General features: G+C 40.5%; 12 protein-coding genes. 7 read left to right on the top strand and 5 right to left on the bottom strand.

Translation table 11 applies throughout. From position 1 onward, the window contains the following. Positions 1-27: 27 nt before the first annotated feature. Both QWY86_RS15370 and QWY86_RS15365 read right to left on the bottom strand, forming a co-directional pair. Positions 28-861, bottom strand: a complete 834-nt coding sequence (locus QWY86_RS15370; RefSeq protein WP_290243268.1) for an FRG domain-containing protein — start codon at positions 859-861, stop codon at positions 28-30. A 113-nt stretch (positions 862-974) separates the two neighbouring features. Next, positions 975-1,283, bottom strand: a complete 309-nt coding sequence (locus tag QWY86_RS15365) for a hypothetical protein (protein WP_290243267.1) — start codon at positions 1,281-1,283, stop codon at positions 975-977. 563 nt (positions 1,284-1,846) lie between these two features. Between QWY86_RS15365 and QWY86_RS15360 the strand changes: the two genes are divergently transcribed. Then, positions 1,847-2,611 carry a hypothetical protein gene (locus QWY86_RS15360; protein WP_290243266.1) on the top strand — a complete coding sequence of 255 codons (765 nt, stop codon included), beginning with the start codon at positions 1,847-1,849 and terminating at the stop codon, positions 2,609-2,611. 234 nt (positions 2,612-2,845) lie between these two features. Here the strand turns inward: QWY86_RS15360 and QWY86_RS15355 are convergent, their stop codons facing one another. Beyond that, complete coding sequence (locus tag QWY86_RS15355; RefSeq protein ID WP_290243265.1) at positions 2,846-3,700, bottom strand: RteC domain-containing protein; 855 nt, start codon at positions 3,698-3,700, stop codon at positions 2,846-2,848. A gap of 167 nt (positions 3,701-3,867) precedes the next feature. Here QWY86_RS15355 and QWY86_RS15350 point away from each other — a divergent pair, with 167 nt between their 5' ends. The 3 genes from QWY86_RS15350 to QWY86_RS15340 are packed head-to-tail and all read left to right on the top strand — an operon-like array spanning position 3,868 to position 6,264. Next, positions 3,868-4,494 (top strand): Crp/Fnr family transcriptional regulator, encoded by a 627-nt coding sequence (locus tag QWY86_RS15350; RefSeq protein ID WP_290243262.1) that lies wholly within the window; start codon positions 3,868-3,870, stop codon positions 4,492-4,494. Between the two features lie 26 nt (positions 4,495-4,520). Beyond that, a complete protein-coding gene (locus QWY86_RS15345; RefSeq protein WP_290243260.1) occupies positions 4,521-5,930 on the top strand; it encodes a hypothetical protein in 1,410 nt (469 codons plus the stop codon). A 10-nt stretch (positions 5,931-5,940) separates the two neighbouring features. Beyond that, positions 5,941-6,264 carry a hypothetical protein gene (locus QWY86_RS15340; RefSeq protein WP_290243258.1) on the top strand — a complete coding sequence of 108 codons (324 nt, stop codon included), beginning with the start codon at positions 5,941-5,943 and terminating at the stop codon, positions 6,262-6,264. 43 nt (positions 6,265-6,307) lie between these two features. Here the strand turns inward: QWY86_RS15340 and QWY86_RS15335 are convergent, their stop codons facing one another. Next, the gene (locus QWY86_RS15335; RefSeq protein WP_290243257.1) at positions 6,308-6,670 is read right to left on the bottom strand and encodes a hypothetical protein; all 363 of its coding nucleotides are present in this window, start codon (positions 6,668-6,670) and stop codon (positions 6,308-6,310) included. 447 nt (positions 6,671-7,117) lie between these two features. Here QWY86_RS15335 and QWY86_RS15330 point away from each other — a divergent pair, with 447 nt between their 5' ends. Beyond that, positions 7,118-7,681: an RNA polymerase sigma-70 factor gene (locus tag QWY86_RS15330; protein ID WP_290243256.1), complete on the top strand. Its 564-nt coding sequence runs from the start codon at positions 7,118-7,120 to the stop codon at positions 7,679-7,681. A gap of 61 nt (positions 7,682-7,742) precedes the next feature. Here QWY86_RS15330 and QWY86_RS15325 read toward each other — a convergent pair whose 3' ends face one another. Continuing rightward, positions 7,743-9,641, bottom strand: a complete 1,899-nt coding sequence (locus QWY86_RS15325) for an SIR2 family protein (RefSeq protein ID WP_290243254.1) — start codon at positions 9,639-9,641, stop codon at positions 7,743-7,745. A 231-nt stretch (positions 9,642-9,872) separates the two neighbouring features. Here QWY86_RS15325 and QWY86_RS15320 point away from each other — a divergent pair, with 231 nt between their 5' ends. Both QWY86_RS15320 and QWY86_RS15315 read left to right on the top strand, forming a co-directional pair. Then, a complete protein-coding gene (locus QWY86_RS15320) occupies positions 9,873-10,973 on the top strand; it encodes a FecR family protein (RefSeq protein ID WP_290243251.1) in 1,101 nt (366 codons plus the stop codon). Between the two features lie 190 nt (positions 10,974-11,163). Further along, positions 11,164-14,772 carry a SusC/RagA family TonB-linked outer membrane protein gene (locus QWY86_RS15315; protein ID WP_290243250.1) on the top strand — a complete coding sequence of 1,203 codons (3,609 nt, stop codon included), beginning with the start codon at positions 11,164-11,166 and terminating at the stop codon, positions 14,770-14,772. Positions 14,773-14,774: the final 2 nt, after the last annotated feature.

Here is a 14,774-nt window from a genome sequence, read left to right as displayed (position 1 = left end):
CCATGAAATATAGCGAGGCTCGTGACTTTACCTGCTTTCCATTTTCTGAAATATTTCCCTCGCTTTTTTGAGTTCAATCTCAATATTATCATTTTTTGGATATAGTACCCCATCAGGCATAGGCGGGAAGTCGGGGTCCCAGAATTTGCCGTCTGTATTATCGAGAAAAAATTTGCCTACCAAACGATTAGCGAGGTCATCACCACCGGTTTTTTTTGGCAAAATGGGGTATTTTCCGACAAGAAACCCTTCCTGATATCTTGGTCGCAATGCACTCGTCTGCAAAATATTCTGTAGCTTAATCAAAATGATTCCAAAATCCAAAAAGTATGAAATACTTTGGTTTGGGTATGGAAGTCCCAAAACATATAAGTAACCGATTGGTGAATTTCGAAGGGCAAATGTGGCGGCTACACGCAAAGACTGAGTGATATCGATAAATGGGGTTGGTAATGTGTCGTAATGCTGAAATAACAAATAATAATACTCATTCAGATAACGCCCTCCCTTATTATCAACCAACTTTATCATTTTCTCTAGTTGCTCATAACGCGCTTTAACCTGATTGCTTCTTATAGAGTATTTCGGACTGCCGTCTGATTTTAGTTCTGGTCGGCAAATAGTTGGAAAGATTGTTGTTTTAGGAACGCGATCACTATAATATTTGGAACTATTGTTTTTATAGTCCTTGGATTGCCCGCGATAAAACATTTCGAAGTTTTTGTTATTAATGGTGACGTTAGCAACTTCCTCGATGAGTTCCCTGAAAGCTTTTATGCAGTATCCTTCACTTGCCCTAATCCTATTTACATTCGCATCCCGGTTTTCCCAGGCAATTTCATTTCTATATGTGAATCCCATATTTCACCCTTCCGTTCTACCGACACTTTTTGTGTTTTTTTCTGAAAAGGGGATTCTAGCTTTACTTCTATTTTTTGCATTGGAGCAGCGTAATTATGAAGTTTTTGTCCTGACTAAATTTTATCCAGCCAGTATTCACGATGATGTGCGGAAGTGCCATCTTTGCAGGTCAGACTAATATTAACCTCATTAGAATCAGGTTGGATTTGAAAGGTTCTACAACGATCTTTGGAGACATAATTTACATTTATACGGTCGCCATCAAGTTCTAGCAAATGGTCTACGTCTAATAATGTTGCGCCTTTGTTCTCGTTTGTGGCCTCCGTTTTAATTACATTAGGAAAATTTGGCAAGGAAAAACCCTCTTGTTTTTCTGCAACAATCTTTACATGTTCCACTATTTGGTCGAATATATCTTTCATGGTGCAATATGCAGATTTTTGGGCTAAGACCGTTTTTTTTTAAAAAAAATCCGGTCAAGAATCAGTCATAAGACTATCGAGTTCTGAATGGATATACAGTTCATTTTTCCCGGTTAGGTTTAAAAAACAGGTTACACTAACCATCAACACCAGGATAATATTTTCGGTAAGTAGTGGCCCGGGCGGTTGTTTAGCAAGAGCGAATTTATTACAATTATCTAATACGATGATGCTTTTATCAGGTTTTTTAATATTATATGAGACCTTTAAATTGAGATTTAGCACCTGATATTCGTTGTATTTCTGGAATTTGAATTCAAGAAGTTTCGTCCCAGCACACCACCGCAACTTACTATTAGCAAAAATGGTAACAAGTTATCAACACAATTTTAATAAACTAACCAATTTTCTAAGGAATCGATTGATCATCAACAGATTTTGTACTTGAATTGACGGAGTGAGCGTTGAACGAAAAAAATTAGGAGAAAAATTATGTGTTAAAACGATCACTCTAATACATGTAAATAATGATAAATTTCTATATTTATCAAAACCTAAACATAATGATTGAGGATTACGCAATCTCAAGCAAATCACTTTATAAGATTTTAAAAGAAAAAGGTGTCGAACACCTGTTCCATGCAAATACCGTAGCAACATCTATCACTTTAATAAAAGCAAAATCATTAATTTCCCGCTATCAAGTTGAAAAGGATAATTTATCACAGAGTTTCCAACGCTCCGACGAAAAAGATAAAAAATATGACGTTTGGGACCATATCTATTTAGATGGAACTGATCATCACAAGAAATACAGTCAATCGAATTTTTACGGACCTGTATTATTTATCTTTGATCTTGAGCTTTTGGCGTCGCCATCTTTTCCTAAAGTCCATATAATGCGTACAAATCCACATTTCTGGACAGACAATACAACAGAAGATGAAAAGTTTTACAATAACATAGATGATGTTAACGAGAACTATCTGACAAAAACAGGTAATGATGCCCAAATCATGTTTACTTTCAGGCATCGTGGTTACGATCTCAAGTTGAACAAATATCTACATGCCATCGGTATAGATGAACCCAAAATCATATTGAAAATGAACACTGGCGATGAAATGAACGCTGGGGATTATATCAGAACGGTAATAAAAAAAGCAATGGAAGAAAATGGGATTGGTCATATTCCACTATTAAGACGTCATCAAAAGCCAATTGATTGGTGCCGATGTCACGCGCAATACAACTGGATGTACCATTTTAATAAAAATGAATTTAGACGACGGTTTAGCAGAATTGCTATTGAAAACGTGAATGACTAGTAAGATAATTTTGACTGAAATTGGTTCGTTAAAAATATCAAACAACGCCGCTAGTTTGAGCAACCAAAGATTAATTAAAAACTTTAAAAGGAATAGTCTGTACTATCCATTGTGGTAATACGAACCAGTGCGACTTACAGACCTCAAACTAATTAATTAATTGAAGCGGAATACACTGTCAAAGTTCTTGAAACTTTAGCATGTACACAAATCCTATCAGGTTGAAAATCCGAGCTATCTCATTGACATCGGCACATACGCATCCCCATCGTCAATTCTTTTATTCACTACCCTTGCCATTTCATCCAGAAACCTGGTCTTAGACATTGACTTTCGTCTCTTTATCTCCGTGAATCGTCTAAAATACCTCGACAAATTAATCTGAAAACAATGTTCAAAAACATCCATCAGATCAGACAAATCCACCTCCCCGTCATTAATCTGTTTGCAATCAAATATCCCATAAACCAACTCTATTAAATTGCAGCTGTCCCCCGTCCAACGAAGCTCCCTACCCTTTTTCGACCGAACCACTCCAGTTCCAGCAAGCGAAGGCACTTCCATTTCTGAAATCACAATTTCCCCTAAACGTTCCAAAGCAATAAACTTAGAAAACAAGTAATCTCCTACAGTTGAGAACGATGGATCCAAAGCCGGCAAATCACCACCAACCAAACCCACAGCTTCTGCTCCACGAACGAAATAAAGGCTATCCAGCTCCGTCGCTCCCATCCTGTAATACTGATACAAAAATTCATGCTGGTGAAAAAATCTGGAAATATAATCCAGTTGCCCCTCATAAAAACGCTCCCGCTTTTTCCCTGCACGAACCGGCCTGGCATTTTCAAAACCATATCTTTCAGCCGACAGCACCAATAACGAATAAAATTTCGGCTTAACCGTTTTGAAGAACTCAACTTCCTCAGACTGCGAGCCAAAGCCTGACGCCTCAACCATGTCCTTTAATCTAGATAATGCCGACCTAACTGCCGTAAGCTCACTGCGCATACGCTCCAAAGCAGGCAATTCAACATAATTTTCAAGTTCCCTCTCAAGCTTTGATAAAAGCTCCCGATACTTCTTTTCCATACCTTTAAGATTTTAAATGCTAAAACTTATAGAACCGTCTGAAGGCAAAAAAACGCTTGAATAAAATAAATTCAAAACATCTACGTTTTCAATATATCCCTTCCGACAGGACAATATTATCGAGGTTTAATGAGCAAAAAGTTGATTTGTGACACAATCGACCGCCCATGAAAAATCATCCAAAAACCGAAGCCGATCTCCTGGAGACTTTAGGCCTCATTATTCCCCTACCCGCACCCTTCCAAAAGCGCGTAAACGAAGAAGCTCTCACAGAGACCTTTAAACGAAAACACCTGCTACTAAATCCAGGAGAAATCGCCCGCAGGATTTACTTTATCCGCTGTGGATTTTTACGAGCTTATTTCATAGACAATAACGGTAAAGAGTGTACTACCTGGTTTATGGGAAAAGGTGATTTGATGATCTCCGTGTATAGTTTTTTCACTCAGAGACCCGCTTACGAGTATATTGAAGTACTTGAGGACTGCAAACTTCAATCTTTAACCTGGAACCAATTGAATAGTTACTATGCGGATTTTCAAGAAGGAAACTTACTTGGCCGGATTGTAACCCAGAAATATTATATGTTAAGCGAAGAACGTGCACTTTTCCTTCGCACCCAGACCCCGGAACACCGCTACGAAATGCTGCTTGAAAAGCACCCTGACATTGAGCAAAAAACCACTCAAAGTAATATCGCCTCTTACCTTGGAATTAGCAGGGAAACCCTATCACGAATTCATCGTAAAAAGCTGGGATTGTGTCAGGTGACACAGAATGGCACTCAAAATTAGTATGGTTTTAACCTATAAATTCCGTTATGAACACAAAACTTAAAATATTCACCCTCCTCATTTTTGCTTCTTCTGCTTGCAGGAAAGACAATATCAATCAATCCAGTCCAGTTCAATCCCCAACAAAAATAACCCTGACCTTAGCTGATGCAAAAGCTTACATCAAGCAAGCACAAAACCACCAGACGAATGATGGTTTCAAGATAAACAACCTGCAATTGGACTGGCAAAAAGCAACTAATACAACCACAAAAGATGGCAACATCTGGAAATTGAACCTTCCCGGCAAGCCAATATACCAGGGTATTGAACAAGGTTTCCGGCAACTGGCCATAAAAAGAGATAGTAAAACCAATCTAGTCGAGGCCCGTATTATAGAGGTGATACCAGACGCAGTTTATCTTCAAAAAGGAGATGTCCGTAATTCCAACTTCACAGGCAGGGTATTTGAATACGACTTAGCGTACAAATTAACAGGAGGCCAATTGTATAGCGAAGGAAAACAGGTTGGGGAAACCGGACCAAAAGAAAATTTTGAGCTGCAAAAAAAAGGAACACTTGCAGACCTGAACCCGCTAAAGGGGGCTCAAGGCAGACTGATGCGTATGCAGGCAATAGAAACCTGCGCCTGGTACCAGGACAGCTACGTCGATGGCAATGGAGATTTTACCGTCCACTCAGAAAGAATATGCAGCTATTCATTTTACGATGACGGAATGACCTATTGGGGTGGTGGAAATGGCGTATCATCAGGAGGAGAAAGTTCCGGAGGTGGCGGTGGTGGCGCCCCTTTACCAACCTACCCGACCCCGGTCACCCCCGTCCCATCAAACTTGCCCGGAGAAAATAGTAATAAAGTTGACCCAAAAAAAATGATGGACTGCTTTTCACAAATCGCAGACCCCAATGCTGCATTAGTTGTAAGGATCTATGTTGTAGAACCTCAGCCAGGAACTTCCTTTAATGTTGGCTCAAATAGTTTTGGTCATGTTGCCATATCGCTCAGCAAAACGAGCGGCAATACGACAATTACCCAAACCGTAGGGTTTTATCCAACAGGTTCTGGATTAGAAAAACTTGATTCCAAGTCTCAAGTTTTGGATAATGGAGACATTCGATATAACATAAGCTCAACCTATTACGTTAATGGTGATAGCTTTCAGAAAGTAATAAATTATATTAGCAAACCGCCAGAACGATATCATTTTACCGATTTTAATTGCTCAGCTTTCGCTTATGGCGCAGGTCAGGCTGGTGGTATCCCAATTCCAGATCCTACGACAGCCATAGGAATTAGTGGACCAGGTGGTGCCGGTTATGCAAAAACACCCGCAGGCATGGCAAGTGCATTGAGAGAACAGAAAACCAACAATCCAAATTCAGACATTAATGAAGGTGGTGGAAATATCCCTGCTAGTAAAGGGGAGTGTAATTAAAGATAAAGACATGAAAAAGATAACAAAAATCACACTTATCGCTATTTTAGCGCTAATCATCATATCAAACTTGCCGCCAATTTCATTCTTTTTTCAAGAAGATTATGCTTATCAAAATAAGGATGGTAGTTTTAAGTATCAGGAACATGCAGGTAAAGGATTAGATTTTGAGGTTTGCAAAATAAGATTTAATCGTTTTAAGGTAGAGAATCCAAATAATCCTAACAAAACCCTCTACAGAACTTTTAATTTAAAGCCCTGGAGATTTTGGGAATGGAGAGAAATGATAACTAATCCTGAACGCTTCAAGTTGCCCTATGAGGCTAAAGATTAGTAGTCATATCGCCTTAAAAATTCAAAAAATACTTTAGCCTTGGTTATTTTCTCAACTTTTCTTCTTGAAGAGCAATAACTTTTTTTTGATTCTCTATGAGGTCATGCAAGTTATTGATAGTTGTGACATTGTTTAAGACCTCAATTTCTAAAGCTCGAACACGATCTTCGAGCCCAGAGATTTCACTTCCAAAAATCTTTTTAAGCGCTTCTTTTGTCAAATAATGCTTGAATAGATTGTCATTGAGTAACTCAGAGAATTTACCTAATTTATATATGTCAATCTCCTCTCGTTTGTAAATATCGAATAAATTTGAAGTGCTCATACTCATGAATGTCGAGACTTCAACTGCTTTGAGCCCTCGCTCTCTAACTAAATCACGTATAATTTTTCCAATATGTACCATTAATACAAAAATCTTGAATTAATGATGGAGTGACCTACACAAATACTATAGTTTTATTATATTAAACTACAATATTTTTGTATTTATATATGTTTTTTTTTGTATATTTGGTTAACATAAGAAGAAATCTCATAAACAATTCGGTGGTTAACTTAATATGTAAGAAACTATGTTTCTATTGAGCGATTAAATTAATAAATTTGCTGTCTGAATAATGGACAGTGTACGAGCCTAGTAGATAAATCTGGTAAATTTTCCACACTAGTGTAAGTAAAGCATTAAGCCCTATAAAATAGGGCCGGTGCTTGCTTATGAATTAGTGTGTGGATATTCCGAAAGGAATATGGCTTACCAGAGCCTTTCTACATTAGTCATTGCAAGTTACCGGCCTTATTTTTTCCAGTCACTTCAATACGAGGCTCATATTAGTGAACACAATATGACGCCATGTCCAGAATCAAATCTCTCCCAGACTCAGAATTAGTCTATCTTCTTAGAGAAGATAACCATTCCGCGTACACCGAACTCTACAACCGATACCATTATCTACTTATCATATTTGCTTACAAGAAACTTCATGACGAGGAAAAAGTAAAAGATCTTGTACAAGAACTTTTTACTAACCTATGGGATAATAGAAGACAATTACCAGTTCCCGAAAATTGCGCAGCATACCTATACAAATCATTAAGAAATAGGATATTAAACAGTATCGCCAGCGAAAAAACTGCGGAGAGATATACCGAGTTCCTGCAAACCCATCTGAAACAGAATTACTCGGTTCCAGCAGACCACCACATCAGAACCCAGCAACTCCAGGAATATATAGATAAACAAATCAATCTTCTTCCAAAAAAAATGAGAAAGATTTTTGAGCTAAGCCGGACCAACCACTATACCCACAAGGAGATCGCCCAAACTCTCGAAACATCAGAGTACAACGTCACCAAGCAAATCTCTAATGCACTTAAAATTTTAAAAACAAAGCTAGTCCTGCTTTTTTTCTTGTAAAAACCAGAATTAGCTCTGTCAAACAGCGCTTTACGAATGTTGTTTGTTAGGCTCAATCCGCTTAATCCTCTGTATAATCTTTTGCACTCCACACCGTAACCGCACCTTTCGCCTTATGCAAACCAAAACGCCCGTAATAAAAGATATTCACATGATCTTTAGCTAAAAGCGTTGCCGTCCGGTTCGACCTATCAGATTTTACAAGAGACGGTTGCAGTAAACATATCTGTTCCCGGCCTAAATGTAATTGCACACCAAACAGATTTATAATCACATCAGTATCTGCACTCAAATATAGGTAAGCATCTTCCACCATTTCATTTTCCAGAAACTCATAAACCCTCGGCGTCGGTGGCATTCTCACGATATCTAATCCCTCCGGATCCCTATTGGCATAATATTTATTTTTGATCAAACTTGTAAGCTTTCGAACATTATTTATTACTTCCTGCTTATAGTCCCCTGTGCCCAGCAAACCAAAATCAACCTTGAAATATTTCTCTATATCATTCAAATCTTTGAAGAACTCGTAGTACTCGTGGAATTCTGCACTAACATCCTGCGCATCAAACTTCCAGTTATAACTCCCTCCTTTTTCTACCAAAATCCTGAACTCTGCCCCGGAAAACAAAAGATGCAGCACTTTAAAAACTTTCACAAGTCTCTTCGAGGAATTCCCCTCCTTACCACCATTTATTTTAAAATTCATGGGTATCCTCCCATCTGAAAGTTGCGCGTCAATCTGAAGCCGGTAGTCATAAATTTCCGCGATTACCCTGATCTTACCGTTCCCAGCAAAAAACTGAAACCTGATGTTTTCCAGTTCGTAATCCTGTTCGGGAAATTCAATCGAAAATTTCCCGGTACTGGTCGGAACAGGTTCGAGCGTAAAATGAGCCAAAGTTTCCTGCGTCAATATATGGAAACCTTCAACAGCCAAAAGAAAACTCTCCAGCTGATCCCTTTGAATTTCAATCGGATCGAAACTATCGAAATCTTTCAACTTCGCCTTCAGCCCCTCATGTTTCGTAGTTAATACAAGATTATAAGTTGAAGGCCCATTGGCTTTCTCCAGTGTCATGTGTTGCTCATCCTTTGATGATGCATTTATAGAAACCTTCATATCGAAGGCTGTGGCGAAGTCCTGGGCAACCTGACTATCTACCAAACCTTCAGCATGGTCAGCGAGTAAATTTTTCTTGATGTCTTCAATCAGCCCGGTTAAAAATACCTCCCCAGTCATTTCAAAATGCTCTATACCTAAATCCAAAATTCTTTTCTTTTGTATTGGATTGGTAATAGCGGGGCAGACTAAGATCTTTTTGCGATCAGAAAAATCAGACTTTTCTTCGATTTTTTCAAAATCAGCCAAAATGTTACCATCTTCGTAACCATAACCGAGAAAAATCATATGCTTGCCCGCAATCTCAGAAATCACCGAGGCCAAAAACGGAGTTTTAAAATCACGGTTATAGTGCTTATTATAATCATCCTCTGTTAACACAATAGAATCTGGTCGGTCAATATCACCATGCACTTTATACAGTTTATGAGGCGCTTGTGCCGCTAGAAAAACATCTTCATCTGAAACCATTACACCTAACTTTCTGGTATAACTTTGCTCAATTAACTTATCATAGTTGGTGGTAATTATTGAGCGAAAATGCGATATTCTTGCTAACAAATCGTGCAGGTGCGTATCTACGGGCAGCACATTGAAATGCACTTTTAATAACGAAATCATATGCTCACGTCCCTTTAATATCTGGAAATCTCTGGTGATTCGCTGCAATGAATCATTAGGGTTAATGTATGGTTTCTCAGCAGGCTTAAGGGAATCAATTAATAGATCCTTTATATTGGCTACTGAAGGCATGCCAGCATAAAGCGAAAAACCTGATCCGATCCAAAGACAGATTTGGTTTTGGCGAATAAGTTTAAAAAGGTTCTCCGTTGTCATAGCGCATCAAAATCGTAAAAATTTAAATATCTCTAAAAAATACTTGTCCACAAATAAAGGATTCAGGCTAACACTCCTTATTAGGAATAAAAAAATAAAATTACAGTGGAGGAAAAAACCTAACCACAGCATAAGAACAATTCCAATCAATCCGCAAAAAAACAAAATAGATCTTATTGTTCCTCCACGCAAAACTGTCTACCCTTCAAACAACCCAAATCCACACCAGGGATGACAGCAGAAGAAATACAACAACTCCTCAACAGATATAAAACCGGTCAGTGCAGTCCGGCAGAAATTGACTTACTGGAAGAAAGCCTTATGCACTACAATGAGCAGGGCATTGATCTATCCGAACGACCCATAAAAGCGATAGGCGCTAAGATTTACGCCCAGCTACCCCAGAAACCTCAAAGTAAGCCCAATCCTAAACTATGGTTATACATGTCCAGCGCCGCAGCCGCAGTAATATTAAGTATCAGCCTGTGGTTCCTGCTACCAAGTAAGACCTCAACTGATCGAAGCCTAATCACAGCAGAAAAAATATATCCAGCCGGAAACCGCGCCACCATCACCCTAGCAAGCGGACAGCAACTTCAGCTAGCAACACAGCAAAAAGAGGTCATAATAGCGCAGAATACGATCTCCTACCCGGACGGATCCATTCTTAATAATACAAAGACAACATGCAATCAAACCATTACCACCCCCAAAGGCGGTGAATACAAGATAGTGTTATCCGACGGCACCAAAGTATGGCTGAACGCCGCTACAGTTTTACAATATCCAACCAGTTTTCAAGAGCGTTCTGAGCGGAGGGTAAAACTTGTCAGCGGCGAGGCCTACTTTGAAGTAGCAAAAGATAAAAATCACCCTTTTATTGTGACCACCGCAACTCAGGAATTAGAAGTATTAGGCACGCAGTTCAACATCAATGCCTACCGGGCCCCGATAAGGACGACCCTGGAGGAAGGGTCTGTTAAGCTTAACCATTTAGGCAATAAAAATTCAGTTAAACTTATTCCAGGTGAAGAGGCTTCAAATGAGAACGGCGAATTTAAAAAATCAGTCGCCGATGTTGAACTCGCACTCGCCTGGAAAAACGGAAAGCTGAAATTCAAAAATGCCAGTCTTAAAGCTATACTTGATGAGGCTGAACGGTGGTATGGGATTAGCGTAAAATATCAAGGCGTAATACCTGAAATACATTTAACCGGAGGCATTTCACGAAAATCCAGCTTAGCCACATTGCTAAAACTACTTACAATGAGCGGAGTAAACTTTTCGATAAAGGAAGAACGCGGAATAAATATCCTGGTCATCAAATCTTAAACACACAAGAATTAACCCAATGTATCACCTAAAACCCTTAAGCCTATGTAGATTTTTTGAAGTTTAATTTTAGTTAATGATTCCCAGACATAAAAAAGCCGGAGGTGTTTTCGTAGAACACCACCGGCAAAGTCTGGAAATTAACATCAAGCACTAACCTAACATTTTATTAACCAAACCAAACAAAAGTATGATTTTTTATCAACTAAGAGAACATCATGTGCAAAATCCCGGCGAGGTACCAACCGGAAAGACCTTTGACCATATATGCTGGAGATACCTGATTACCACATTCATTAAGTGCTACCTCACTGTAACCCTGATCCTCCTCTTCGTTGGCCTGTCCGCATCAAACTCCAAGGCTCAGACGATTACCCTTAAAGAAAATAACACAGCGCTGCGTACTGTAATGGATAAAATTGAGCGCCAGAGCGGATACGATTTCTGGTATACTAAAGGCGCAATCAACGAATCCGAAAAAATATCAATTGACGTTAAAGGGGAATCCCTGAATAATGTTGTAAAGCGTTTAACCGATTCGAGAAACTTAACTTTTGAAATTCTTGACAAGACTATTTTCTTAAAGCTTCGGGCCGGAGAAAAAACGCCCGCCAACGCTATCCCTCCTACCGCCCGTAACATTTCGGGCATCGTCGTAGATGAACAAGGCAAGCCTTTAGCAGATGTAACCATAGGGAATACTACAGGCAGTGGCGGCACTTCTACAGACAAAACAGGAAAGTTCAATCTCCTGATTTCAGCAGTCAGCGCTAAGCTCAATATAAGTTCAGTCGGATACAATACCAAAGAAATCGTATTATCAGCAGGTCAGGATGAAGTGCTCATCACCCTACAGATAGCGCAAACCAGGCTCGAAGATGTGCAAATTGTCTCCACCGGATACCAGTCCATTCCGAAAGAGCGCGCGACAGGGAGTTTTGAACAAATCAATAATGCTGAATTAAGCAGGCGGCCATCCTCAAATATACTCGACAAGCTCGAAAACATGGCGGCCGGGTTCCTCACCAACCGGAACGAACGCGGCAAGGACAACCTATCCATTCGCGGCCGGAGCACAATTTTCTCCGATGCAACACCACTGATAATACTCAATAACTTTCCATACGAGGGCAATATTGCGGACATCAACCCAAACGACATAGAGAGTGTCACTATCCTAAAAGATGCAGCAGCAGCTTCCATCTGGGGTTCAAGGGCGGGTAACGGGGTAATTGTCCTGACCACCAAAAGGGGAAGGACCGGTCAGCCGAGGATAAACCTCTCCTCCACGATAACCTTTATGCAGCGCCCCCTGGTGGAAGAATTAAAACGGATCAACAGCAGGGATTTCCTGGAGTTTGAACAAAAACTCTTTGACCTTGGCTACTTCCGGGCAAACGAAAGCTTATTGACCTCAGGCATATCCTTTCCCGCCTTTACGCCATTTATCGAAAGCTTAAGACAGGCCAGAGACGGCGGCATTACAGCAGAAGAGTTAAACCGGAGAATTGAGGGCTTTAAAGGTACCGACGGTGCTCAGGCGTTAAAGCAAAATTTTTACAGAAACTCAAACATTCAGCGCCATGCCGTAAACATCAGCGGCGCAGGCGAGCGAAGTCACTATTACCTCTCTGCCGGGCTGGATAAAGAAGTAAGCTCATTTGTCGGACAAGGCAACAAAAGGCTGTCCTTACGTGCACAAAATTCAATAGAGCTCAGCAAAAGCGTGAAGGCTGAGTTCGCCTTAAACTTCATCAATAGTAAAAGTGAAGCCGGCAATAATTCCGGCATAAACCTGGCCGTTGGTGGCAGGCAACTTTACCCATATGCCAAACTAGTCGATGAAAACGGGAAGGCACTAGCTGTAGATCTGAACTACAACAGAGTTCTGCTTGAGCAGTCATCCCGCCTAGGCTTCCTGAACTGGGAATATTCCCCCCTAGGTGAAATTTACAGAAGAATTTACAAAAGTGATAATCAGGAACTGCTTGCAAATGCCGGCATGGATTATCAAATGATTGACGGGCTTAGCTTCTCTGTAAAATACCAGTTCAGAAAAGCAATCAACACTGTTGAAAACGATAACACCGCCTCCTCTTACTACACGAGGAACCTAATCAATAACTTCACGCAGATTATCACCCCAACGAGCTTAAGCCGCCCGGTACCCATTGGAGATATCCTGACCAAAACGCTAACAAAAATTAACTCCCACCAGGCAAGGGCACAGTTATCTTATTCAAAAAGTTTCTCCGGTGTACATGAAGTAAATGCGATAGCAGGCTGGGAGATTAGAAGCCTGGAAAGCTTAACCAATAATGGTATAATGTATGGTTACTTTCCAAACGGAGGAGTCGTTTCCAGTGCGATTGATTTCGTGACCCAATGGCCGCAGTACAGCGCCGGAAGCCGGGCGGGGGTAACACGGGCAAGCATCCCCTCCGGACAAAGTCTAAGTGGAATTACAGACCGTTACTGGTCTTATTTTACCAATGCATCCTATAGCTTTAAGAAAAGATTTACGCTATCGGGAAGCTTGAGAACCGATGCCTCTAATTTGTTTGGTGTAAAAGCCAATCAAAAGGAAGTGCCATTATACTCCCTTGGGTTTTCCTGGAAGGTTGATAATGAATCTTTTTATAATTCTGAATTTCTGCCAACACTTGTACTGCGTACAACCTACGGGACACAGGGCAATGTATCAAAAAAGGCCAGTGCCTATACAACCGGAAATTATGTTGGCAATGCCCGGAATACAGGACTACCTTACATGGAGATATCCACTCCGCCCAATGAATCCCTTAAATGGGAGACATTGAGGCAGTTAAACTTTGGGCTTGATTTCGGTATTAAAAACGATATACTTGCAGGGAGCCTGGAATTTTACACAAAAAACGGGGTAAATCTGTTGGGTCAGGCGCCGCTGGATCCAACAACAGGAATGGGAATTGGAGACTCCCCTCCTTTTTATTTTGGAAATGTCGCATCCATAAAAGGCAGTGGTGTCGACATCAGGCTCTCCAGCTCGCCATTAAAAGGAACGGTGAGATGGGATGTAAACTTGCTGTACAGTTATGCCAAATCCCGGATCTCCGACTACCTCATCAGAAGTTCAAACTTCGGGAATGCCTACCTTTCTGACTTTCTGATAAACCCTTCCCTGGGCGAACCGGTTTACGCCATTTATGCCTATCCCTGGGGCGGACTTGATGCCGCGACCGGAAATCCTCAAGGATACCTCAATGGCCGGCTGAGCTCAGATTACAACAGGATTATCTCTGAAACGTTCCTGCAGGATATGAAAAGCTATAACTCGGCACCAACTTCATTTGGTTCAATCCGGAATACCTACGGCTACAAGAATTTTTCACTTTCCTTTAACATCAGTTTCCAATTGGGTTTTTATTTCAGAAACCCATCTGTTAACTACGGCGTAATGGCCACGACCTGGAATGGCCATAGTGATTATGCAAAGCGGTGGCAAAAGCCAGGGGATGAACGCAATACCCATGTACCCTCATTCAGTTTCCCGCTTAATGCTAACCGGGATCAGTTTTACACCTATTCATCGGTTTTGATTGAGCGGGGTGACAACATACGCTTCGAGGACATTGCGTTAAGCTATAGCCTAAATAAAAACCAGCACAAGAAATTACCCTTTTCAAATCTTACCTGTTCGGCATACCTAAACAACTTAGGCCTGCTGTGGAGGGCAAATAACCAAGGACTGGATCCGGTAAGCATCTATACGCCAAGAAACCCGGCAAACCTCACACTCGGAATTAATTTAACTTTTTAGTT

This window comes from Pedobacter aquatilis (assembly GCF_030409415.1).
GTDB lineage: Bacteria > Bacteroidota > Bacteroidia > Sphingobacteriales > Sphingobacteriaceae > Pedobacter > Pedobacter aquatilis.
Note: the sequence above shows the minus strand (reverse complement) of the source record. Positions and strands in the feature narration are given on the sequence as shown.